A 23,409-nucleotide genomic window follows, 5' to 3' on the forward strand; every position below is an offset into this window, starting at 1 on the left:
GAACGATCGATGCCAAATCTCTTGCTTGTCCCATCTTATAATGCCCGCAACAAAATGTAAAGTTGTTAGAAAATTTGACGAATATCCCATTGTAGACACACGGGGTTTGAATGCTTCAAACAATAAAATAAACTCTTTTAGAAAAGCCCTTTCGGTGTGGATTTGGAATCATCCGATGCCCGAGGGTTTTTATTTTTTCAAAAAGGATTGCTGTAAGGATATTCGTGGTATATTATAAGAACATACGTTCCCTTTTGAGAGGTGGTAATTATGAACGGTCTTGAATTGCCAGAACGTTATATATTCTGCATCGATATGCGCGGTTTTTACGCCAGCGTTTCCGCAGTCGAACTCGGGCTGGACCCGCTGGAAGTTTGTCTTGCCATTGTCGGGAATCAGGAGCGGAAAGGAAGTGTGGTGTTAGCGGCATCGCCGATGATGAAGGAGCGCTTTGGGGTGAAAACCGGCACCCGGCTTTTTGAAATTCCAGACCATCAGGACATTTTGCTGATCGAACCGAAAATGAAACTGTATTTGCAAAAGTCCATGGCGATTACAGAACTGTTGGGAACCTATGTGCCGAAAGAGTCGATCCATATCTACAGCGTGGATGAAAGTTTTATCGAGCTGACGGGTACTGAAAAGCTATGGGGTCCGCCGGCGTTCACCATGCGCCGCATCCAGCAGGATTTGCTGGAGTTTTTTAAGTTGCCCTCCTCTGTCGGGGGAGGGCCGAATATGCTGATGGCCAAACTGGCCCTGGATCTGGAAGCGAAAGAAACAGGTTTTGCTTATTGGACCCATGCCGACATCGCAATGAAGTTGTGGCCAGTAAGCCCTTTAAGCAGAATGTGGGGCATTGGAATCCGCACAGAAAAAACCTTGAACAGTATGGGCATTTATTCAGTTGGTGATTTAGCGTGCGCGGATGTCTCGCTATTGGAAGAGCAGTTTGGCATTTTAGGCAACCAGCTGCACCAACATGCCAATGGCATCGATCTGTCAGATCTAGGCTCGCCTTTAGTGGAGGGGCAAATCAGTTACGGAAAAGGCCAGATTTTATACCGGGATTACATAGAAGAAAAAGACATCATGACGATCATCCTGGAAATGTGCGAAGACGTCGCAATGCGGACGCGCCAAGCCCGTCGTGCGGGACGAACCATCCACTTGAGTGTCGTCTACAGCAAGACAGCTTTTGGCGGCGGATTTTCCCGCTCGCGATCCATCGACGAAGCTACAAATGACACATTAAAGATGTACCAGGTTTGCCTGGAGATTTTCCGGGAGCATTTCCAGCATAAACCGGTTCGAAAGATTTCACTGGCTATCAGCAACCTGGAAGAGGAATCATCGATGCAGCTAAGCCTTTTTGATGAAAGGAAGTTCGAAAACAGAAGCCTGGGAGAAGCGATGGACACGATACGGAAACGATATGGTTACTCGGCGATTTACCGTGGAATTTCGGGTACTGGAGCAGGGACAGCTATAGCAAGAACAAAGTTGATCGGCGGACACAATAAAGAATAAGGGGGTGGTCCAATGAAACGCAATAAATATTTGAAGACAGTAGGCGACATCAAAGACCGCGGACGGATCAAGTGGACAGCGTTAATGCTGCCGGAGCATGTCGAGATGATCCGGGAATGGTACGAAAAAGACGAAAGGGTGCCCAAACCCGATCTGAATGAATTCGACCTGCAGCTGATGCAGGAGGAAATGGATATCGCACTCAAGCGCCAATGCGACGTCATCATCCGGAGTTGGAAGGCCGGCGCAATCCATACGCATCGAGGGGTGATCCAAGGAATCGATGCAAAAAGCCGAATGTTGATTTACGGAAATCAATTTGAGAAGCACAGACTGCCGATGGACGAAGTGGTTTCGATTGTGATTGTTGATTGAAAATTGCAGGTGTACTGGCAGAAAAATATACCAGCACACCTGCAGTCCTATTATGTTGGAAACTGTTAATGCCTTTAAGCTGTTACATTGAACGGATGGACTTAAAAGTAGCGATCAATTATTCTTCCTGAATAGCTATTGACTTTTTTCACAGGCAGGATATAATTGTATTTGTCCTGGAAATTGAGATTCCTTAGCTCAGCTGGGAGAGCGCTACCTTGACAGGGTAGAGGTCGCTGGTTCGAGCCCAGTAGGAATCATATAAGAGTAACCGCGCAGCCCTTTAGGTTGCGCGGTTTTTTGTTGACTTCGAACTGATTTCCTTAGGGAATTGCCAATAATGCCGGGGGCGATAAAGTCCTATAAATTCTGCATAAGGGTCGCCAGTTCTATTGCCCAACACCCCGAAAGCCGGCATCTTCTGCTTCCTGCTCCGAACAGAACCATTCTTCGGGATTGGTCTGTTCGTACGAAGAATCGCTTGGCAGGTGGTAGATTTTATTGCCGCTGCGGTTGATGTTGCCTTTGATGTCGCAGTCGCGGTTCGTCTGTTCTTCAGCGGAAGAGGGGGCATCTTCTTGTCCATAGGCATCTGAATTGAAGCCTCGGTCAGTTGAATAGTTTTCGTATTGCCAGATGCCTGTTCCATCCTCTTTGGCGACTTGTTCCGCTTGCTCAAAGTCATCGAGATAACGGGTGTTTGGAGGAAAGACATAGGCGACTCTGGCCAAACCAGACTCCAGCATCTGTTCCTGGACGCTCTCGCCATCAACATAAATATAAGCCAACAGCCGGTCATAATCATCAAAGCGGTCGCCGACGTCAAACTCGATTGACACATCGCCCGATTCAATCAGCCGTTTGTTCGCTTCCGTGGCTTCTTTGCCAAGAGGCTGTTCGCCAAGTCGCGGGTGATTGGTTTCCGGCGTATCCATCAACAGATACCGCACGGTCACTTCTTCGCCTTCGTAGATGATTTTAATGGTGTCGCCGTCAATGACCTGCGTCACTTCCACATCAATGCGATCGGTCGTGCCGGATGTGTCAGTCGATTCAAGCATACCGCAGCCGGATAGAAAGAATAAAGCCAACAGCATAAGTATCAGTTTCATAGGGATCCCCGCTTTCATTTCTTCATTAATTATATGAACAAATGGGCCTTCTGGCAATCAGGCAACTGGTGGAGGACCTGCAATGCTTGTAAAAATCTGCATAACAAAACGCCTTTTTCAATCCCCAAATTGAACAAGGCGTTTTTATGTACTTGAGCAACGGGAATAAGCAAGGTTCAGCAATTAAAGGGCTGACTCCGTTGGCGATGCTGCTTCATCGTAATACAAGAACGTTTCCTCCGTAATGCTTTCCAGCTTTTCTTTGTTGACGCCGACTTCTAATTGGCCTGTGAAGATCGGCTCCCACCAATTTTTGGGATTGTCCATGTTATTTCCTCCTTGAGGGTGTAATGGTATTGTTTGACTATTCTATACCCTTACAGGTTACACTAATAAACAAATAGTGAAAAAAAGCCGAAAGGCACTCAAAGGGGAGATTCTACATGATTTCAATTGGCATTATTGGAGCAGGCATTGTGGGTGAGCGAATCATTAAACAAATTCAGCAGGAAAGCCATGTGGAAATAAAGACAGTCTACGACCAACAGACAGAACGCCTCACAGAAATCAGTGAAGCCTACGGAATTCCAATGGCAAAATCTGTGGAAGAAGTGCTGCATTCGGATATTAACTGGGTTTACATAGCAACACCGCCCGCTTTTCATGCAGAAATTGCAGAACTTGCGGCCAGTGCAGGAATCAATATCCTGTGTGAAAAACCATTGGCACATAATGTGGAAGGGGGCGAATTGATGGCAGCATCTGTCCAGAATAACCGCGTCCGAACAGCCATGCATTTTCCGTTGATGTATAAACCGGCAGTCCGTGAGATGGCCAAGCGCATCAAAGGGGGCGACATCGGTAAAGTGGTCCGGGTTGAACTGCAAACCTTTTTTCCGGATTGGCCAAGGTTGTGGCAGCAAAATCCATGGATCGGTTCAAGAAGCCAAGGCGGATTTGTCCGTGAAGTTTTCCCGCATTATTTCCAGTTGATGAACCGGCTCTTTGGCGAGCTGTCGTTCACTTCCCATCACATCACCTATCCGGAACAAGCGGATAAATGCGAAACCGGACTGATCGCGCATGGCGTTACCGCCCAGGAAATTCCTTTTTTGCTGACAGGCATCAGCGGAATTGGCCAGAAGGAATTGCTGCAATTTAAAGTCTACGGGGAACAAGGAGTTTTGACGCTGGAAAACTGGTCAAATCTCTACGAATCAAAAAAAGGTGAAGACCGGCAGGAAATCACAGAATTTGAACAGGTTCCGTCGCTTTTTGAAGAAATGAACAATCAGTCGACTTTTTTAGTTAACTTTGATGAAGGTCTGGTCATCCAGTGTTATATCGATCATTTATTGGCTGAATAGTACCCAGTTTCGGGCCGCACCCGGGCATCGTTATGGGTAAGCTTGACGCAAATCATTTGCTTAGCTTATATATAGCCTCGATTGGTATAATGTAGAAACTCGAAGGAGGTTGGACAGTGAATTTTACAGCAAACGACGTAGAACAGATGATAGAAGAACAGCGGACTTATTTTTATACAGGTGATACAAAACCGGCCGCTTTTCGGATCGAGCAATTGCTCCGGTTAAGGAGCGCCATCCAGTCCCATAAAGCAGAAGTGATAGAAGCTTTGAAGAAAGACCTCGGCAAAAGTGAATTTGAAGCCTATGCAACAGAGGTCGGCTTTGTGCTCGACAGCATCAGCAGCATGGCTAAAAACCTGGAGGAATGGATGAAGCCTGAGCAAGTAAAGACGCCGATTCACCTTCAGCCGTCGAAAAGCTTTGTTATCCGTGAACCCTACGGCTCTGTATTGGTCATCGGGCCATTCAATTACCCATTCCAATTGGTGATGGAGCCGCTTATCGGTGCTATTATCGGCGGCAATTGTGCAGTGGTCAAGCCTTCTGAAGCAACGCCGAATGTGGCAAAAGCGATTCGCACGATCATTGAAGAAGCGTTCCCTACCTATTACATTCGGGTAGTCGAAGGCGAGCGGGAAGAAGTAACGGCGTTGATCCACGCTTCGTTCGATTATATTTTCTTTACAGGCAGCGTCAATGTTGGAAAAGTCATCATGAAAGCGGCCTCGGAGCGCTTGACGCCGATTACATTGGAACTTGGCGGAAAAAGTCCGGTAATTGTCGACCAGACAGCGAATCTGGATCTGGCGGCGAAACGCATTGCCTGGGGGAAACTGATGAACACCGGCCAAACTTGTGTAGCACCTGATTATATTTGTGTGCACCAATCGGTCAAAGACGAATTCCTCAAAAAGCTGACGAAAACGATACAGGAGTTTTACGGCAAGGATGCACAACGGAGTCCGGATTACGGACGCATCGTTAATCACCAGCATTTTGACCGTTTAGTAGAGATTGTGCAGAAAGAATCCGGCAATGTCATTTACGGCGGTAAAATGGATCGCAGTGACCGCTATATTGAACCTGTGGTGTTGGACAACATTACCTGGGACAGCCCTTCAATGGAAGATGAAATTTTCGGGCCGATTTTACCGGTTATCAGCTATACGGATCTGCCGCTATTGCTTCGCCAAATCCGGAAGTTGCCAAAACCGTTATCAGCTTATTTATTCTCGGAAAACGACCGCGCTGTCCGATTTTTCCTGGATCAATTGCCATTTGGCGGCGGCTGCATCAACGACACGGTTTCCCATGTAGGCAGCTCCTACTTGCCGTTTGGTGGAGTTGGCACGTCAGGGATCAATTCCTATCACGGCAAAGCCAGCTTTGAAACGTTCACACACGCCAAATCGATTTTGAAGAAATCAACGAAGTTTTCCGTAAATATTGTTTTCCCACCTTATAAAAACAAAGCGAAATGGATCAAAACGGTATTGAGATAAGCGGCCTGCGGGTCGCTTTTTTCATTTTACTCCTGCTATGATAAACGTTAAGAGGTGATGGTGATGGCGGAACGCATTTTGATAGTGGAAGATGAAAAAAGCATTGCACGTGTGCTGGAACTGGAATTGAAGTTTGAGGGATATGAAATAGGTGTAGCTTATACAGGATCCGAGGGGTTGATCCAATTTCGCGAACAGGACTGGGATTTGGTGCTGCTTGACTTGATGTTGCCGGAAATCCACGGTCTTGATGTATTGAAACGCATCCGTTCGTCCGACGCAGCGATTCCGGTTATTTTGTTAACCGCTAAAAACGATGTGAAAGATAAAGTGGCAGGCTTGGATCTGGGAGCTAACGACTATGTCACCAAACCGTTTGAAATCGAAGAGCTGCTGGCAAGAATTCGCGCCTGTCTGCGCTTGTCGAGCGGCAATGGGAATTCAGCTGTGCACCGTTTTCATGAGCTGGAGATGAACGAAAGCACGCGCGATGTGAAACGCAATGGGCGGTTGATTGAACTGACACCGCGTGAATTCGATCTGCTGCTATATCTGATCAAAAATCCGCAGCAGGTGCTCAGCCGCGAACAAGTGCTGAATGCTGTATGGGGTTACGATTACTATGGTGATACCAATGTCATAGATGTCTATATCCGTTATTTGCGAAGAAAAGTGGACACCGGCGAAAGTTCGACTTACATTCAGACGGTTCGCGGAGTCGGCTATGTCATGAAGGAGCAGGGCAATGAAGCTAAAAAATAAAATCCATGTGTCCTCGGCATTGCTCATGCTGGTCATTTTGCTGATCCTGGCTTTTGTTATTTATTTTTCGTTCAGTCAGCTGACATATTCAACGGAAGTGGAACAGCTGCAGGCAGAAACAAGCGCATTGGTGGCCGATCTCAATGAAACTGCCGGTGCAGATCCAGGCATTGTGCTGCGCGCATATATGCCTGTTAACGGGCTTGTAAAAGTTACTCTTCCGGAAGGGCCACAGCCATCGCCCATCCAATCCCCGGCGGTAACTGTTGAGCTTCCTGCTGAACTGGATGGACAGTCCGGAACGGTGGAAGTGGAAGGAGAACGGTTTGCCTACGCTAAAGCACCGATTATCTGGACAGATGGCCAAGTGGCAGAATTGACAGTTGCTCAGTCTCTGCGGGAAACGACTAATAATTTGAATACTTTGCGCCTGGTGCTGATAGTTGGAACCTTGTTAGCCATGATTCCCGTTATCGTTTCCAGCATCGTGCTCGGGAAAATTGTGACGCTGCCGATTACAAACTTGACGAAAACCATGACGCGCATCCAGCGCAATGGCCAATTTGAAAAGCTCCCAATTGAAGGGAAGTCGCAGGACGAACTGACACAGATGGGCAATACCTTCAACGAGATGATGGGCTTGCTGGAAGAAAACTATTCCAAGCAGGAAGAGTTTGTTTCCAACGCATCCCATGAGCTTAAGACGCCGCTGACTGTCATCGGCAGCTACGCCAAGCTGCTCGAGCGGCAAGGCATGCAGGATAAACAGATTGCAGAAGAAAGCGTGACGGCGATCCGTGCAGAAACCGATCGGATGAAGGCCTTGATTGAGCAATTGCTGCACATTGCCCGCCGCAGCGAATCCCAGGTGGAATGGACAGAAGTGGATGCTCTCGAGCTGCTGCAACAAACCGTCACAGCGCTGAACGCATCCTATGATCGTGAATTCAAACTGATCACAACAGAACAATCCTTGCCCGTTATTACCGACGTTGCAAAGTTAAAGCAACTGCTGTATATCCTGTTGGACAATGCACGGAAATACAGCTCGGACAGGATTGAAGTGGTGGCAAAAAAGAACGGGGACACTGTGATTCAAATCCGTGATACGGGGATCGGCATTCCAAAAGAAGCAGTGCCATTGGTCTTTGAACGTTTTTACCGCGTGGATAAAGCACGGAGTCGGGAGACAGGCGGTTTTGGTTTGGGTCTGGCGCTGGCGAAACAATTGGCTGACTCTTTAAAGGTCGAAATTGAACTTGAAAGCATTGAGCAGCTGGGAACTACAGTATCCATCATTTTCTCAGAGAATTTTAATGTTGGCGATGTACACTCAAATCAGGAGGGATTGTGATGCGAAAATGGATGTTAATGGCGTCAGCAACAATCTTGTTTGGAGTGGCCGTCTTGGCTTTTGTACTATTCCCACGCACTTCTCCGGAAGTTACCGCAGACCAGGCCAATGAAACAGTAATTAGCCTCTACGGGGGAGAAGTGGAGCAAACCACAGAATCCGGAGATGCCTACAGAGTGGAATTTAATCGGCCGGATGGACGTTATTTGGCTCTCGTCAACCGCCAGAGCGGCCAAGTAGAGACGATGGAATTGCTTGAAAAAACGGAAGCAGCAAAAGAAGTGACAGAGCAGCAGGCAGAAGAAATTGCATTGGAGCAGGCAACTGGGACGATTGACAGCGTTGCTTATAACGAAGAACGCAATGAATATGACGTCAAAGTAAAAGAAGAGACGCAGTTATCGACGGTTGTTTTGTCTGCAGCTACCGGTGAAGTGCGGAAGATCAGCCAGGAGCCGGTCGAACCTTCAGCTCCAGTTGATGAACCGGTGCCTGAGCCAGAACCAGAACCAGATCGAGTCATTACGCGTGATGAAGCAATCGTATTGGCCCAAGAAACCCTGAACGGAGAGGCGCAGGAAGCCGAGTTTGTCCAGACGACTGACGGAGGCTACTATCTGGTGGAAATTGAAAACGACCAGACCGATCAAGAAGCGACCATTCAAATCCACGCGATCCGCGGCGATACGATGTCGGTCGAGTGGGACGAGGATGACTGACTCTGAGAACAGTTTCATGTATTTCTCATCAAATTCTCATAAAGCCTTAATCTTCTGCTCAGAAGAGAAGGTTATTGTAAGAGTAACAACAAATGAGGAGGAGAAAGAACATGAAAAAATTAATTTACATTCCGGTGGCAGCAGGGGTTTTAGCTTTTGGGGGAATCGTTTTGGCGAACTCGGATACACCCGCAGCAGATCCATCATCCACATCAGGAACGGTGACCAACGAGGTGCAAAAGTCGCCAGCAACCGAAGAAATGCTCAGTTTTGAAGAAATTTCAGCAAAAGCGTTGGAGTTGGCAAACGGCCGCATTACCGATATCGAGCTGGACAATGATGACAGAAGAGCCCATTACGAAGTCGATGTCGATTTTGATGGCTATGAATATGATTTTGACTTTGATGCTTACTCAGGCGAAGTGCTGGAGCAAAAACGTGAAAAAGACAGAGACGATGATCTTTCCCAATCGAAATCAGCAGCGCCTAGCAACTCACCATCAGCTGCAAGCGATTCGAACAACAAATCGGCTTCATCAAGCGAAGGGCTGATCGGTTCAGACAAAGCCATTGAAGCGGCATTAGCCGTGGTGAGTGGAACAGTCGAAAGCTTCGAGCTTGAAAATGACGATGGCGTTGCTTATTACGAAATCGAAATTAAAGACGGACGTTCCGAGCATGATGTCGATGTTCATGCAAAAGACGGATCCATTTTAAAAGTCGATTCGGACTTTGACGACGACGATAATGATGATGACGATGATGACAACGACTGGGATTGACTACAAGCCTGAAGTTCGGTAAAACAGTTAAGATGAAAAAGACAGAGGGAGAAAAATCCACGGATTTTTCTTCCTCTGTCTTTGATTATTTTGCTGGCAAAAGAATGGTTGCGGCTGTTCCAACTCCCAATGTGCTCGATATAATAAGATCGCCTTGGTGTTCTTGAATGATTTTCTGTGAAATGAGCAGCCCCAAACCGGTCCCGGTTGCTTTCGTTGTATAAAAAGGCTGGAAAATTTCACCCAGATCTATTTCGGAAATGCCATTTCCAGAATCGTTGAAGCTGATAGACAGCATAGAATCTTTTTCAGCTTTCAGCAAAATCCAAATTTCGCCAGGCTGTTCCATAGATTCAATGGCATTTTTCAACAAGTTGATGAAAACTTGCTTCATGTGGTGCTCTTCTCCATTCACATGAAAATCTTTCTGCCAGTCTTTTTTCACGGTGATGCCATGGAGGTTAAGCTCTGGACCAAACAACAGCAGAATATCATCCAGTGCATTCTGGATGCTGAATTTTTTCAAGGCCGAAGCCTGGGGTTTAGCCAGGACCAAAAATTCGCTGATGATTAAATTGATGCGCTCCATTTCGGACTGAATCAAAGCCGTATATTCCGGAAACTGATGTTTCGGGTCATTGTGCATGATTTGGACGAATCCGGAAATAACGGTCATGGGATTTCTGATTTCATGTGCAACACCTGCGGCAATTTCCCCAGCGAGTTTGAGTTTCTCGGATTGCAGCATCATTTTTTCGGATTCTTTCTGATAGCTCATGTCCCGTGAGATGATGGAAGTGGCAATCACTTTTCCAAACTGGTCGAAAATAGGGGACAATGTCACTTGGGCATGAAAGCGCGTTCCGTCTTTGCGGGCATCCACCGTTTCCAGGAGAGAATAACTTTTTCCTTGTTGGACTTCCCATGTTCGCCTCTCGGCGTCTTCTTTCATATCCAGTGGATAAAGCGGCAGCGATTTTCCAATGCTTTCTTCAGAAGTCCATCCATACAGTTCTTCAAAAGCCGGATTGACTGCAATAATTTTATTGTTCGAATCGAACACGGCGATGGCGTCTTTGGCAGTTTCAAAAAACAGCTGCAAATAACCTTCTTTCGACAGCAGAGCCTTTTCCATTGATGCATTTTTCATCTCTAACTGCTTCCAATACCGGCTGAAATAAATGCTGTGAAGCAAGGTGATCGTCAGTACTGCTGTGAAAAAGACAATGATGGACAATTGAATATAAGGCAGCGGAGCTCTTGCGGTAAACCGGTCAAATACGGTAATGAGAAGTAAAAACTCGAAAGAAGTGACAATCGCCAGCAGGATGATTGGTTTCGTGTCGTTGTATAAGGCGGCAGCAATAATAGGCATTACAAAAAAAATAAGCGTTATGGAAGATAAGGATTCAAAATTCAAAATGAAGACATAGATGTTCATGGCAAACAACACAGCAAGTTGAAGTGCCCGCTCTTTTATATTGCAGGAAAAAAAAACCAGCAATATGACGTAAGTTGCCATGCCGAAAAATGGAGAAATAATGGCTGAATTCATATCGACCCATTGATTGAGCAAGAAATGCAAGATGCTTGAAAACCCATATAAATGGATGAATAATTGATTTCTTTTGCGATTGGTTACATTGCTATCCATTAAGCACCTCGAATTTTCTGCATTTTAGTTTTGATCGAATAGGTTGAACCGAAGAAACCGCCTCTGCATTGCTTAAAAAAGGAAGGAACTTTAGCGGTAATTAGACAAAGCGGCACCTGAATACAGTTCAACTGAATAAAAATACTTAAACTAAATACTATAATACTATAAGACAGGACTGTCCGAACATCATTGATTTTGATATGATTATAAGACCGAGGAGTGATAGAGATGACTTACCAATGGAATCAAAGCGAAACGATCGAGTTATTGAAAGAAATAGTGGAAATTCCGAGTCCGTCCGGCTACACCATGGACGTCATGTCAAAAATTCGCACTTTGCTGGCTCAATGGAATGTTGAGCACAAAACGACCCATAAAGGGGCAGTGATTGCGACCATCCGAGGAAGAGATCAGCAGCACCATCGACTGTTGACTGCACATGTCGACACATTAGGCGCCATGGTGAAAGAAATTAAACCGAGCGGCCGTTTAAAGCTGTCATTGGTTGGCGGCTTTAAGTTCAATGCGATAGAAGGCGAAAATTGCCTCATACATAAAGCGGACGGTTCGACCGTTTCCGGAACAATACTGCTCCACCAGACAACAGTCCATGTCTACAAAGATGCGGGCACGGCTGAACGCACTGCCGATAATATGGAAGTGCGCCTGGATGAAAAAGCCTTTTCGAAAGAGCAGGTGCAAAGCCTGGGCATTGAAGTGGGGGATTTCGTATCGTTCCAGCCAAGATTTGAAGAGACCCAATCCGGCTACATCAAATCCCGGCATTTGGATGACAAGGCAAGCACTGCTTTATTGCTTCAGCTAGTAAAGTATTTCAGCGATACGGGAGAAGAGCTTCCTTATACAACCCATTTCTACATCTCCAACAACGAAGAAATCGGCTATGGCGGCAACTCCAGTATTCCCCCAGAAACGCAGGAGTATATCGCTGTTGACATGGGTGCTATCGGAGATGGCCAGGAATCGGATGAATATACGGTTTCTATTTGTGCAAAAGACTCGAGCGGGCCCTATCATTATGGATTGACCCGCCATTTAATCTCTTTGGCGCAAGATCATGCCATCGATTACAAAGTCGATATCTATCCCTATTATGGGTCAGATGCATCTGCTGCAATCAGTGCTGGCCATGATGTTAAGCACGCATTGTTTGGCCCGGGGATTGAAGCTTCCCATTCATACGAACGCACACATACCGATTCATTAAAAGCGGCGGCAGCATTGCTACACGCATATGTGTTGTCTCCCTTGGTTTCTTAACAGTAAGGAGAGGGATTTTATGAACAGCAAAGAGTTACTGACGTCAATTCCATACAAGCAGATTAAAGGTGAACTGCCGGAAACGATTGAACACCTGACAATAGATTCCCGGGATATTAAAGCAGACTCCATGTTTGTTTGCATCGCGGGCTATACAGTGGACGGCCATAACTTCGCCCAGCAGGCAGCCGATCAGGGAGCTACGGTGATCGTAGCAGAACGACCGTTGACGATTGACAATGCGACAGTCGTTGTTGTCGACAGCACTTCGAGAGCGCTTGGGCTGTTGGCTGCAAAATTTTACGACTACCCGTCCAAGCTTCTGCACATGACCGGTGTCACAGGCACCAATGGCAAAACCAGCGTGGCGGGAATTTTGCATTCGATGCTGATGAAGCTTGGTGAGAAATCAGGGCTGACAGGAACAATCGGTTTTGACTTGAACGGCCAATTGCATCCATCGGCCAATACAACAAATGACGCACTCACGACACAGCAAATGATTGCACGTGCACGTGACGAAGACTGCTCACACATGACCATGGAAGTATCGTCGCATGGATTAATATTGGGGCGCTTGGCCGGAGTGGAGTTTGATACTGCGATTTTCACCAACCTGACGCACGACCACCTGGATTTTCATGGCACGATGGAAGAATACGGCCATGCCAAAAGCTTGTTGTTTTCGCAACTGGGACAGGATCTGGCCAACCGGAAGCAAGCCATTTTAAATGCCGATGATCCATGGTCCAACGAAATGGCAAAAATGACCCCGCATCCGGTTTACACGTACGGAATTCAAAACAACGCACAATTCCGTGCGAAAGATATTCAATTGACGCATGAAGGAACAACCTTTACGCTGGATTGCAAAGAAGGGCAATTCCCGGTTTCTATGAAACTGCTGGGTGAGTTTAATGTGTCCAACGCCTTGGCGGCCATTGCCGCATTGTATGCGGAAGGCTATGAGCTGGACGAAATATTGAAGGTTTTGAAATCGATTGCTCCAGTTGAAGGGCGCATGCAAAAAGTGGAGCTGGAAGCACCTATTTCTGTTTTCATTGATTATGCCCATACACCTGATGCCATCGAGAAAGCAATTGATGCCGTACAGGACTTTAAAGAAAAACGCATCATTTTTCTGGTGGGCACAGGCGGCAACCGCGATAAGACAAAGCGCCCCATCATGGCTGAAAAAGCGTCTGTTGCAGATTATGTCGTCTTAACGACGGATGATCCGCGTGACGAAAGCTATGAAAGTATTTTAGGCGATTTGGAAACCGGAATGACCCATAGCCAGTTTGCCTGCATAGGCGACCGGGAAGAAGCGGTCAAGCACGCGGTGCAGCAAGCAGAAGCGGGTGACATCATCATTCTCGCCGGTAAAGGGCATGAAGATTACCAGATTATCGGCAGCACCAAATATCCACACAGCGATAAAGAAATCGCGATACAGGAAGCAATGAAAAAGTTTCAGTGAAAAGGGGCCAATGAAGGCTCCTTTTTTTCTGCAAACGTTAAAATTCCTTGTTTTTTTCAGTCCCCTTCTCTAATATGAAGAGAGTAGATTAAAGGAGCGTATAAACATGTCAGACCAATTACAGAATGAAATTCAAAATAGAAGAACTTTCGCTATCATTTCCCACCCGGATGCCGGGAAAACAACCTTAACAGAAAAGCTGTTGCTGTTTGGGGGAGCGATCCGTGATGCGGGAACTGTCAAAGGGAAAAAGAGCGGCAAGTTCGCCACATCCGACTGGATGGAAATTGAAAAGCAGCGGGGGATTTCCGTTACTTCTTCCGTCATGCAATTCGATTATGCCGGACACCGCGTCAATATTCTGGACACTCCAGGGCACCAGGATTTCAGTGAAGATACGTATCGTACATTGATGGCAGTCGACAGTGCTGTCATGATCATCGATGTTGCCAAAGGAATTGAAGCACAGACTGTCAAGCTGTTCAAAGTTTGTAAAATGCGCGGCATTCCGATTTTTACTTTTATCAATAAGATGGACCGCCAAGGTAAAGAGCCTTTGGAATTGATGGAGGAACTGGAAGAGGTTCTTGGCATCCAATCCTACGCGATGAACTGGCCAATCGGCATGGGCAAAGAATTCCTGGGCATCTATGACCGTTTTAACAAGCGCATTGAACCGTTCCGTTCAGAAGGAGATCGTTTCCTGGAACTTGACGAACAGGGCAAATTGATCGAAGACCACGAGATGAAGAAAACTTCCTATTATACACAGGCAATGGATGACATCGAACTGTTGAATGAAGCAGGAAACGACTTTTCAATTGATCGTGTGAAAAAAGGTGAGTTGACGCCGGTTTTCTTCGGCAGTGCGTTAGCTAATTTCGGTGTCGAAACGTTTTTGGAAACTTACCTGCAATTTGCACCATCACCACAGCCGCGCGATACGCAGGACAATGAGGAAATTGATCCGATCGAGATGCCTTTCTCTGGATTTATTTTCAAAATCCAAGCCAATATGAATCCGGCTCACCGTGACCGCATTGCATTTGTGCGCATCGTATCAGGCAAGTTTGAACGAGGAATGAATGTCACTTTGGCGCGCACCGGAAAAAGTTTCAAGCTGTCACAGACAACTCAATTTTTGGCAGATGACCGCGAAATGGTCAACGAAGCGGTGGCGGGAGACATCATCGGTCTCCACGACGTAGGAAACTACCAAATTGGAGATACCATCACGAGCGGCAAGAAGTTCCAATTTGAAAGCCTGCCGCAGTTTACGCCGGAACTTTTCGTTAAAGTTACTGCTAAAAACGTCATGAAACAAAAGCATTTCCATAAAGGGATCCTTCAGCTTGTTCAGGAAGGTGCGATCCAGTACTATAAAACGCTTCATCTGGAAGAAGTCATCCTTGGTGCAGTCGGTCAGCTACAATTTGAAGTGTTCGAACACCGGATGAAAAATGAATACAATGTGGATGTGCGGATGGAGCCGGTCGGTTCCAAAATCGCTCGCTGGATTGAAAATGAAGAAGATGTCAAAGAATCAATGTCCAGCGGCCGTTCAATGCTGGTACGCGACCGTTTTGACAACTATGTCTTTTTATTCGAAAACGAGTTTGCGACACGCTGGTTCCAGGATAAAAATCCTGGCATTCGATTATACAGTCTGCTATAAAAATAAAAACCTGCTGCTGGCAGGTTTTTTTGTTTTCTTCAAAAAAGTGGCAGATCAGTGAACACCTTCTGTAAAGTTTGCGGTTGCAGGTAATTTTTCTTATGATAGAAGAACATGGAGAGAAGGTTGAGCAAATGAAAATAAGCGATTTTTCGATAAAAAGGCCAGTCTTTACACTGGTAATCATGTTTTTGGTCATCATTCTGGGAGCGGTATCATTCACCCGCATCCCAATTACTTTAATTCCCGAGCTCAATCCGCCAATTGGTGTAGTAGTTACTAATTATCCAGGCGCCAGCCCGACAGAAGTAAGTGAAAAAGTGACAAAGCCTCTGGAGGCTAACCTATCGACATTGCCGGGAATCGAATCGATTCAATCGAATAGCCAGGAAGGCTCGAATTTTATCCTGCTGGAATTTGACTGGTCGACAGACATAGACGATGTTCAAACAGATATCATGCAGCGGATCGATCAAACGCCAATTCCGGATGATTCAAATGATCCGCGTTTTTTAAAGTTTGATCCTTCCCAATTTCCGATTCTTCAATTATCATTGCGTTCGAGTGATCCGGATGCTGATGTGCGGGTAATTGCAGAAGAGCTGGAAACAGAGCTTCGCCAAACGGATGGAGTGGCGAGCGTCAATATCTCAGGTTCTTTAATAGAGGAAATCCAAATTGAATTAGACCAGACTGAGTTGGAAGAACGGGGCTTACAGCAATCAGATGTTGTACAGTTGATCCAAGCCAACAATATTTCCTTGCCTGGTGAACCGATTGAGACCGAAGATGGACGTAACCTGACAACACGGATTATCAGCACCTTGACCAATGTAGAGGAAATCCGGGATTTGGTGCTGACCATTGACCCGCTAGAAGGCGATAATGTCACCATTGATGATATAGCCGAAGTTAATGTCAGTGAACGTGAAAGCAACAGTGAGACAAGAACCAATGAAGAGCCAGCTGTCTTATTGTCTGCCCTCCAGGAGTCACAGGCAAACACAGCAGATGTTTCAGATGCCTTCCAGGAAAGATTGGATGAACTGCTGAGCGAAGAGCGTTTCGAGGGTGTCGAAGCGGACATTCTCTTTGACCAGGGCGACTATGTCAAACTCGCCATTGGCAATATTGGGCAGACATTGGTTTTGGGTGGTCTATTTGCTATGCTGGTCCTGTTTTATTTCCTGCGCGGTATTAAGAGTCCCATTATTATCGGGATAGCGATTCCATATTCAGTCATCGTCACCTTTGTTCTCATGTTTTTTGCCGACTTTGCATTGAATATTTTAACTTTGGGGGCGCTGGCATTAGGAATCGGAATGCTGGTAGACAACGCAATTGTCGTTATTGAAAACATTGAACGGCATTTAGCGATGGGCAAAAATGCCAAAAAAGCAGCATCCGAAGGGGCGAAGGAAGTTTCTGGTGCAATCATTGCGTCCACTTTGACCACTGTAGCTGTCTTCATTCCGGTCATCTTTATCTCGGGATTAATCGGTGAAATATTCTTTGAGTTTGCCTTGACGATTTCGTTCAGTCTTATTGCCTCTTTGGCAGTTGCGCTAACTGTCATTCCAATGATGGCTTCCCGAATGCTAGGGAAACCCGGTGTTAAACCGAAAGTGGAGAGGGATGCATCCAGAAGTGTCAAAGCATTCGAAGGGTCCGTTATTTGGGCGCTGCGCCATAGAATTGTCGTGTTGTTTACCGCACTGGTGCTTTTGGTGGTCGGGGCTTTCGGCGTTATGCAAGTGGGCACGGAATTTATTCCAGCTACCGATGAAGGCTTTGTCAGTGTTTCCGTCGAGCTCGAAAATGGATCTTCCAGAGCTGCAACGGACGAAGTAGTCAACTTGATAGAAGAAGAATTAAAAATTGAAGAAGAAGTCGACGTGTATGTCAGCTTGATTGGAGCTACGCAGCAGGGCCAGGCACAAGGCTCTGCGGAATCGAATACCGCTGAGATTTATGTGAAGCTGGTGGATTTGGCAGATCGGGACCGTTCGATTTTTGATTTTGTGGATGATGTGCAGCCGCGAATTCTCGAGACTGTTGGGGAACGTGCGTTAGTCAGCTTTAATTTGCAGACTGCAGCGGGCTCCTCACCGAACACGTTATCGTTCACTGTAACAGATACAGATCGTGCCCGTCTGGACACGGCAGTTGCCGATATAGAGTCAGCTTTAGCAGAGCTTTCAGAAGTGACCGAGCTGACGAACGACCGTCAGGAAACGATTGATGAAATTCAAATGACGATCAATCGTGAAGCAGCGACCGAATACGGGCTGCCTCCGGCTCAGATAGCCCAAACGGTGAATAACATCACACGCGGGGTTTTGGCTACACAAGTATTGGCGGAGAATGATGAAGTTCTCAGTGTATATGTGGCTTATGAAGAAGGAGAGCGGGACAGTCTTGAACAGCTTCGGGCTCTGTCTCTTCGGACGCCGGCGGGAGAATTTGTGGAGCTTCAGGAGCTGGCCGATATTGAAGTGGCCCAAGGTCCTGTCAGCATCCAACGGGTAGATCAGGCAGACAGTGTCTCATTTACACTTCAGCATCAATCAAGCATTACCCTGGGTGACATGTCAGATCAAGTGGACTCGACGATCGAAGAACTGGACTTGAATGAAAACACGATGATTTCGTTTGGGGGCGACCGTGAGCTGCTGGATAACTCGATAAACGACATGATGATGGCTGTTTTGCTTGCAGTGGTTCTTGTCTATATTGTCATGGCAGCACAATTTGAATCCTTTAAGTATCCGTTGGTTATCATGTTTACTGTGCCATTGATGGCGATTGGCGTAGCGATTGCGCTGTTTGTTACACAGACGCCAATCAGCATTACCGCCGTCATCGGTATACTGGTTCTGGTAGGTATAGTCGTCAATAACGGGATTGTGCTGGTGGATTATATCAATCAACGAAAAGAAGCAGGCATGAATTCTTACGATGCCATCATCACTTCTGTTCATGACCGCCGCCGACCGATTTTGATGACAGCATTAACGACCATTCTGGGGCTATTGCCGCTGGCGATTGGAATCGGGGAAGGTACAGAAATCAATCAGCCGATGGGGATCACAGTAATTGGCGGACTCATCAGTTCGACTTTGCTGTCACTCTATATCGTACCGATTGTCTATAGCTTGTTTGACAGACAGACAAGAAAAATGAACAAAAAGTAAGCCTTCGGGTTTACTTTTTTCTTTTGCTGCAATATACTGGGAAATTTAGTATGATGGGAGCAAAGGAGGCTGGAGCCATGACAGAAACAGTATTCACGGGATTTCCAGGATTTATTGCCAGCCAATTGATCCAAAAGCATGCCGAGCAAAACGAATCGATTTCGGCTATTATTTTATCGTCTGAGCGAGAAAAAGCAGAAAAGGAAGCCGAGCGCATCCGAAAACAAACCAACTGCCGGAGCATCAAACTGATAGAAGGAGATATTACGAAAGAGGGGCTGGGATTGACCAAAAGCGACAAAGCATATCTGATGGACAAACCGCTGATTTTCTGGCATCTTGCCGCTATTTACGATTTGGCCGTTCCCAGAGATATAGCATGGAAAGTCAATGTGGAAGGAACACGCAAGGTAAATGAATTTATCAACGAGCTTCCTAAACTGGAACGGTATGTATACTTCAGTACAGCCTATGTAGCGGGCAATCGGGAAGGAACCATTTACGAAAATCAACTGGTTCGTCCGAAAGCCTTCAAAAACTTCTATGAAGAAACCAAATTTGAAGCGGAACTGCTGGTAAATGAAATGAAGAATACAGCACCTGTGACAATCATCAGGCCCGGCATTGTCCGCGGTCATTCGATCACAGGGGAAACCATCAAATTTGATGGTCCCTATTTTTTCTTGAATTTGATTGATCGGGTGAAGTTTCTGCCGGCTGTTCCATTCGTTGGGCATTCCAAATCCTACATAAATGTTGTGCCGGTAGATTATATTTTAGAAGCGTCCATTTATCTAAGTAAACTAGGTGCGGCAGCTGGGCAAACTGTCCATTTGACAGATCCCAACCCCCACCCAGTAGAAGAAGTTTATCGCAGCATGGTCCAATCGATGACTGGAAAAAATCCAAGAGGGCGTCTGCCCCATAGGCTGGCCAAATTATCGCTGTCTATAGCACCGGTAAGAAAAGGGCTGGGGGTCGAAAAGGAAACATTGGATTACCTGACATGGTCCGCAGATTTTGACACGCAAAATGCAGAACGGCTGCTGGCAGGTAGCGGTATACGCTGCGCAGATTTTCTGGCAACTATGCCAGCTATGGTTCAGTTTTACAACTTGCATAAAAAGGATAAAAATTTTCAAATTCCCATCATTTAAAACTACCACTTCCATAAAAATGATGCTATACTGACATTACAAAATAATACACTTTGACTTTCAGTCAAGGGGGAGTAGCTATGGGGAAACCTATTTCACAGTCGTCAAGACATGGTTAGTAGCCATCGGTTGTGATAGCAAATTTAATTTGCTTAGCGAGACCTTTGCCTTTTTTTAGGCAAGGGTCTTTTTTGTGGGTAAAAATAGGAGGAGAGAATGGAATGGAAGCAATAATACTGGAGTATGCATGGGTCCTATTGGTATTGGTTGGACTCGAAGGATTACTGGCTGCAGATAATGCAGTGGTAATGGCAGTAATGGTTAAGCATTTACCGAAAGAACAACAGAAAAAAGCATTATTTTATGGGTTGGTAGGGGCATTCGTATTCCGCTTTGCAGCCTTGTTCATGATTACACTGCTAGTTAACATCTGGCAGATACAGGCGTTAGGGGCCGCATATCTCTTGTTCATCTCGATCAAGAGCATTTATGATCAGCGTAAAGGGGATACAGACGAAATTCTTGAGGGCGTTGATGCACCTGAGAAAAAAGGTTCAAGTTTCTGGATGACCGTATTAAAAGTTGAATTGGCCGATATCGCTTTTGCCATCGACTCAATGCTGGCTGCTGTAGCTTTGGCTGTTACATTGCCGCACTTAAATGTCTTCGGAATGGATGATATTGGCGGCATCAACTCTGGCCAGTTTATGGTCATGCTTGCCGGTGGTTTAATCGGTGTCATCATCATGCGTTTTGCGGCACATAAATTCGTGCAGCTGCTTGAGAAATACCCGCAACTTGAAACTGCCGCATTCGTTATCGTGGGCTGGGTAGGAGTCAAATTGTTGGTGATGACATTATCCCACGAAAATGTTGGCGTCTTGCCACATGATTTCCCGCACTCTACACCCTGGACACTTGTCTTCTGGACAGTACTGCTTGGAATTGTAGTTGTTGGCGGAATCCTTGGAGTTAAACAAAACAAAGATCAAGTGAAAGAACATGAAGCGAAATAAAAATCTTTAGCAAATAGAGTTAAAAATTAAGGTGCATTGATCTCATTCAATGCACCTTTTTTCTATGCTTATTTAAGAAAGGAAATATATTGAAGAGAAAATAGCCGACTACCGACAAAAAAGAGAATTGATAAGCGAATAATGATAAGAACAAAAATACCTGCCTCTTTTCAATTGAATCCTTCAAAGTTACAATCAAGTAGGCAGTGACTTTGAGAAGAGGTGAATGGTGTGCTTTTAGCTTCATTAAGCGGAAGATTTGGACGTATTGAAAAATCCAATGCCGAAATAATGGTATTGCAAGCACAAGATGGCGACGAACAAGCGCTGCACGATCTGCTTTTTTCTTACTCACCTTTTATGAAAAAAACGGCTTCTCAAGTATGCAAACGATTTATCGATGATCACGATGATGAATACAGCGTGGCATTGTCGGCGTTTAATGAAGCTATAGAAAAATTTGATCAAACCAATAATGCCTCGTTTCTGACATTTGCCCATATGGTCATCCGCAGGCGAGTCATCGATTTTATACGCAAAGAAAACCGGCGGGAAGAATTCAGCCACGATTTCATGCCGTCAGCAGAATCGGAAATTCATAACGGCATTGCAGATCAGGCAGCAACTCATGCATATACGCTCAAAGAGCAGGACCAAAAAAGGCGTGAGGAAATTTCTTTGTATGAAACAATGCTTCAGGAGTTCGGTTTATCATTTCATGTGCTGGCCAAGGTGTCGCCGGCGCATGAGGATGCGCGCATTACCTCCATCCAAATCGCTCAGCTGGTGGCTGAAACGGAGGAGTATAAGCATTATTTGATGGACAAGAAGAAGCTGCCGATCAAGGAGATTGAAAAACTGGTCAAGGTTTCCCGGAAAACGATTGAGCGCAATCGAAAATACATAATTGCTATGGCATTGCTGCAGATGAGCGATCTGCATTTTTTGAAAGATTACTTGAAAGGGCGGTTAAATTGATGCGGATACAATCGGGAATATGCATTGAACTGAACGATGATCGCTCAATTTTTCTAGTTAAAAATGGAGGGTTTGTTAAAGGCACACCTACCGGCAATCCTGCAATAGGAGAAGAAGCATCCTTTTATCCAGTTGAAAGAAAACGGGCGGTTCGCTGGCAGCCCGTCATGGCTCCTGTAGTAGCAGCGATAGCTGCCATTGCTTTGTTCATGTCAGTACTGGTGTTTCCGGTTGAAGAAGCTTTTAGTTATGTGCAAGTTGAAATCAACCCGGGCATTGAACTGGGCATCAATGACCGCTACGAGGTAGTCTCTATACGAGACCTGAACACTGATGGAAATGAGTTGATCCACGAGCTTGGTGAATGGGAGAACGTTTCTCTCCAAGACGTATTAAACAAGGTTTTTGAGTTAGCTGTAACCGAACATACTGAGCAAATTACCATTACTTCAGTTGAAGAAGATAGCAGCAAGCAGGATCAATCCATTAAAAAAGTCGTCATGGCAGTTTCTTCAATTGTGGAAAATGACAAAGTTACGATTCAAATGAAAGAAGCAACACGTGAGCAATGGCGCCAATCTAAAGAAGATCTTGTGCCTGTCGGCCAGATGATTGAAAAAGTTGAAACGCTGAAGGTTAAGGAAGAACCTGAAGTACAGGTTCCGCCAAAGGAGACACAGACCGTGCCTGATCTGAAAGAAACAGAACCGGCAAGTGAACCGGAAAAACCGAGCGAAAATAATGCAGGAAATCACAATCAAGAAAAAAATGAGACCAAAGAGACGAAGAGCGAAAAAGAAACAACTGAAAAAAAGCCTGATGTTCCAAAGAAATCAATTTCTCCTGCAGCAGAAAAGAAAGCCGATCCTCCAGCAGCTGAAAAGAAAAATGATAAACCATCTCCGAAGATAGAGAAGCAGCAAAAAACACCAAAACAAAACGGCAAGGCGGAAGAAACTTCAAAAAAAATCAAGAATTCTCCTCCAGCGAAACAACAGAAAGAAAACTCTGTGCCAAAAGAACAGCCTTCTGATAACAAACAAAAAGGAAAACCTGAAGAAGCGGATGAGGAGCGGGGAAACAGTGAGCCCCCAGGCCAACAAAAGAAAAAGGATGCTTCTGCCAATAGTTCGGCAGTGAAAAAAGAAGCACACACTCCACCCGGACAGGAAAAGAAAAAAGAACCGGCTGCCGATAATCCCGGCAAAGAAAAGCAACCAGAGAAAAAGACAAACGAACAGTCTCCTAAAAAAGAAGCTACGCAAGAGAATACAGAAAAAGAGTAGAAGAAGTTCTTCTGCTCTTTTCCTTTTTCCTGTCGGCCTCTGATTAATTCAACTCGATTGCTCGCAGGTGCGGTAGGGTTTTTAAAATGTATTCTTGCTAAATTGTTTGAAAACCTTAATGTTTTGGTTCTGCATAAATAGATTTGCGATTTCTCTTTCTTTTTGTCTATTCTTTTCAT

The 23,409-nt window shown here is 45.6% G+C and carries 19 protein-coding genes and 1 tRNA gene; 17 read left to right on the top strand and 3 right to left on the bottom strand.

What is annotated here, in order from left to right; all coding sequences use genetic code 11:
* Positions 1-270: 270 nt before the first annotated feature.
* The 3 genes from GJB59_RS16360 to GJB59_RS16370 all read left to right on the top strand — a co-directional run bounded on the left by GJB59_RS16360 (position 271) and on the right by GJB59_RS16370 (position 2,165).
* Entirely contained in the window at positions 271-1,530 is a 1,260-nt protein-coding gene (locus GJB59_RS16360) for a Y-family DNA polymerase (protein WP_142826144.1), read from the top strand.
* 12 nt (positions 1,531-1,542) lie between these two features.
* A complete protein-coding gene (locus GJB59_RS16365; RefSeq protein WP_142826145.1) occupies positions 1,543-1,905 on the top strand; it encodes a YolD-like family protein in 363 nt (120 codons plus the stop codon).
* Between the two features lie 187 nt (positions 1,906-2,092).
* A tRNA-Val gene (locus GJB59_RS16370) sits at positions 2,093-2,165 on the top strand.
* 129 nt (positions 2,166-2,294) lie between these two features.
* Here the strand turns inward: GJB59_RS16370 and GJB59_RS16375 are convergent.
* Positions 2,295-3,017 carry a thermonuclease family protein gene (locus tag GJB59_RS16375; RefSeq protein ID WP_142826146.1) on the bottom strand — a complete coding sequence of 241 codons (723 nt, stop codon included), beginning with the start codon at positions 3,015-3,017 and terminating at the stop codon, positions 2,295-2,297.
* A gap of 183 nt (positions 3,018-3,200) precedes the next feature.
* Entirely contained in the window at positions 3,201-3,344 is a 144-nt protein-coding gene (locus GJB59_RS16380; RefSeq protein ID WP_185959974.1) for a hypothetical protein, read from the bottom strand.
* A 116-nt stretch (positions 3,345-3,460) separates the two neighbouring features.
* On the opposite strand from GJB59_RS16380, the gene GJB59_RS16385 reads away from it, so the two are divergent.
* From GJB59_RS16385 to GJB59_RS16410, 6 genes are all read left to right on the top strand, one after another.
* The gene (locus tag GJB59_RS16385; RefSeq protein WP_142826147.1) at positions 3,461-4,384 is read left to right on the top strand and encodes a Gfo/Idh/MocA family protein; all 924 of its coding nucleotides are present in this window, start codon (positions 3,461-3,463) and stop codon (positions 4,382-4,384) included.
* A gap of 116 nt (positions 4,385-4,500) precedes the next feature.
* Positions 4,501-5,889 carry an aldehyde dehydrogenase gene (locus GJB59_RS16390; protein WP_142826148.1) on the top strand — a complete coding sequence of 463 codons (1,389 nt, stop codon included), beginning with the start codon at positions 4,501-4,503 and terminating at the stop codon, positions 5,887-5,889.
* 63 nt (positions 5,890-5,952) lie between these two features.
* A complete protein-coding gene (locus GJB59_RS16395; RefSeq protein WP_142826149.1) occupies positions 5,953-6,651 on the top strand; it encodes a response regulator transcription factor in 699 nt (232 codons plus the stop codon).
* Positions 6,635-8,005 (top strand): HAMP domain-containing sensor histidine kinase, encoded by a 1,371-nt coding sequence (locus GJB59_RS16400; protein ID WP_142826150.1) that lies wholly within the window; start codon positions 6,635-6,637, stop codon positions 8,003-8,005. The genes GJB59_RS16395 and GJB59_RS16400 overlap by 17 nt, the downstream gene beginning before the upstream one ends.
* Positions 8,005-8,724 (top strand): PepSY domain-containing protein, encoded by a 720-nt coding sequence (locus GJB59_RS16405; protein ID WP_142826151.1) that lies wholly within the window; start codon positions 8,005-8,007, stop codon positions 8,722-8,724. The genes GJB59_RS16400 and GJB59_RS16405 overlap by 1 nt, the downstream gene beginning before the upstream one ends.
* 110 nt (positions 8,725-8,834) lie before the next feature.
* Positions 8,835-9,506, top strand: a complete 672-nt coding sequence (locus GJB59_RS16410; protein WP_185959975.1) for a PepSY domain-containing protein — start codon at positions 8,835-8,837, stop codon at positions 9,504-9,506.
* Between the two features lie 85 nt (positions 9,507-9,591).
* Here the strand turns inward: GJB59_RS16410 and GJB59_RS16415 are convergent, their stop codons facing one another.
* Complete coding sequence (locus GJB59_RS16415) at positions 9,592-11,160, bottom strand: ATP-binding protein (protein ID WP_142826153.1); 1,569 nt, start codon at positions 11,158-11,160, stop codon at positions 9,592-9,594.
* A 231-nt stretch (positions 11,161-11,391) separates the two neighbouring features.
* Here GJB59_RS16415 and GJB59_RS16420 point away from each other — a divergent pair, with 231 nt between their 5' ends.
* The 8 genes from GJB59_RS16420 to GJB59_RS16455 all read left to right on the top strand — a co-directional run bounded on the left by GJB59_RS16420 (position 11,392) and on the right by GJB59_RS16455 (position 23,230).
* Positions 11,392-12,444, top strand: a complete 1,053-nt coding sequence (locus tag GJB59_RS16420; RefSeq protein WP_142826154.1) for a M42 family metallopeptidase — start codon at positions 11,392-11,394, stop codon at positions 12,442-12,444.
* A 19-nt stretch (positions 12,445-12,463) separates the two neighbouring features.
* On the top strand, positions 12,464-13,924 hold the full coding sequence (locus tag GJB59_RS16425) for a UDP-N-acetylmuramoyl-L-alanyl-D-glutamate--2,6-diaminopimelate ligase (RefSeq protein ID WP_142826155.1): 1,461 nt from the start codon (positions 12,464-12,466) through the stop codon (positions 13,922-13,924).
* A gap of 106 nt (positions 13,925-14,030) precedes the next feature.
* Positions 14,031-15,599 (top strand): peptide chain release factor 3, encoded by a 1,569-nt coding sequence (locus GJB59_RS16430; protein ID WP_142826156.1) that lies wholly within the window; start codon positions 14,031-14,033, stop codon positions 15,597-15,599.
* A 134-nt stretch (positions 15,600-15,733) separates the two neighbouring features.
* Complete coding sequence (locus GJB59_RS16435; RefSeq protein ID WP_142826157.1) at positions 15,734-18,793, top strand: efflux RND transporter permease subunit; 3,060 nt, start codon at positions 15,734-15,736, stop codon at positions 18,791-18,793.
* A gap of 77 nt (positions 18,794-18,870) precedes the next feature.
* The gene (locus tag GJB59_RS16440; protein WP_142826158.1) at positions 18,871-19,950 is read left to right on the top strand and encodes an SDR family oxidoreductase; all 1,080 of its coding nucleotides are present in this window, start codon (positions 18,871-18,873) and stop codon (positions 19,948-19,950) included.
* Positions 19,951-20,171: 221 nt separating this feature from the next.
* Positions 20,172-20,966, top strand: a complete 795-nt coding sequence (locus GJB59_RS16445; protein ID WP_142826159.1) for a TerC family protein — start codon at positions 20,172-20,174, stop codon at positions 20,964-20,966.
* 231 nt (positions 20,967-21,197) lie between these two features.
* Complete coding sequence (gene sigI / locus GJB59_RS16450) at positions 21,198-21,944, top strand: RNA polymerase sigma-I factor (protein WP_142826160.1); 747 nt, start codon at positions 21,198-21,200, stop codon at positions 21,942-21,944.
* A complete protein-coding gene (locus tag GJB59_RS16455; RefSeq protein WP_142826161.1) occupies positions 21,944-23,230 on the top strand; it encodes an anti-sigma-I factor RsgI family protein in 1,287 nt (428 codons plus the stop codon). Before sigI ends, GJB59_RS16455 begins: the two co-directional genes overlap by 1 nt.
* The last annotated feature ends 179 nt before the right edge of the window (positions 23,231-23,409 follow it).

Origin of the sequence: Planococcus soli, from assembly GCF_016881065.1 — a bacterium.
Lineage (GTDB): Bacteria > Bacillota > Bacilli > Bacillales_A > Planococcaceae > Planococcus > Planococcus soli.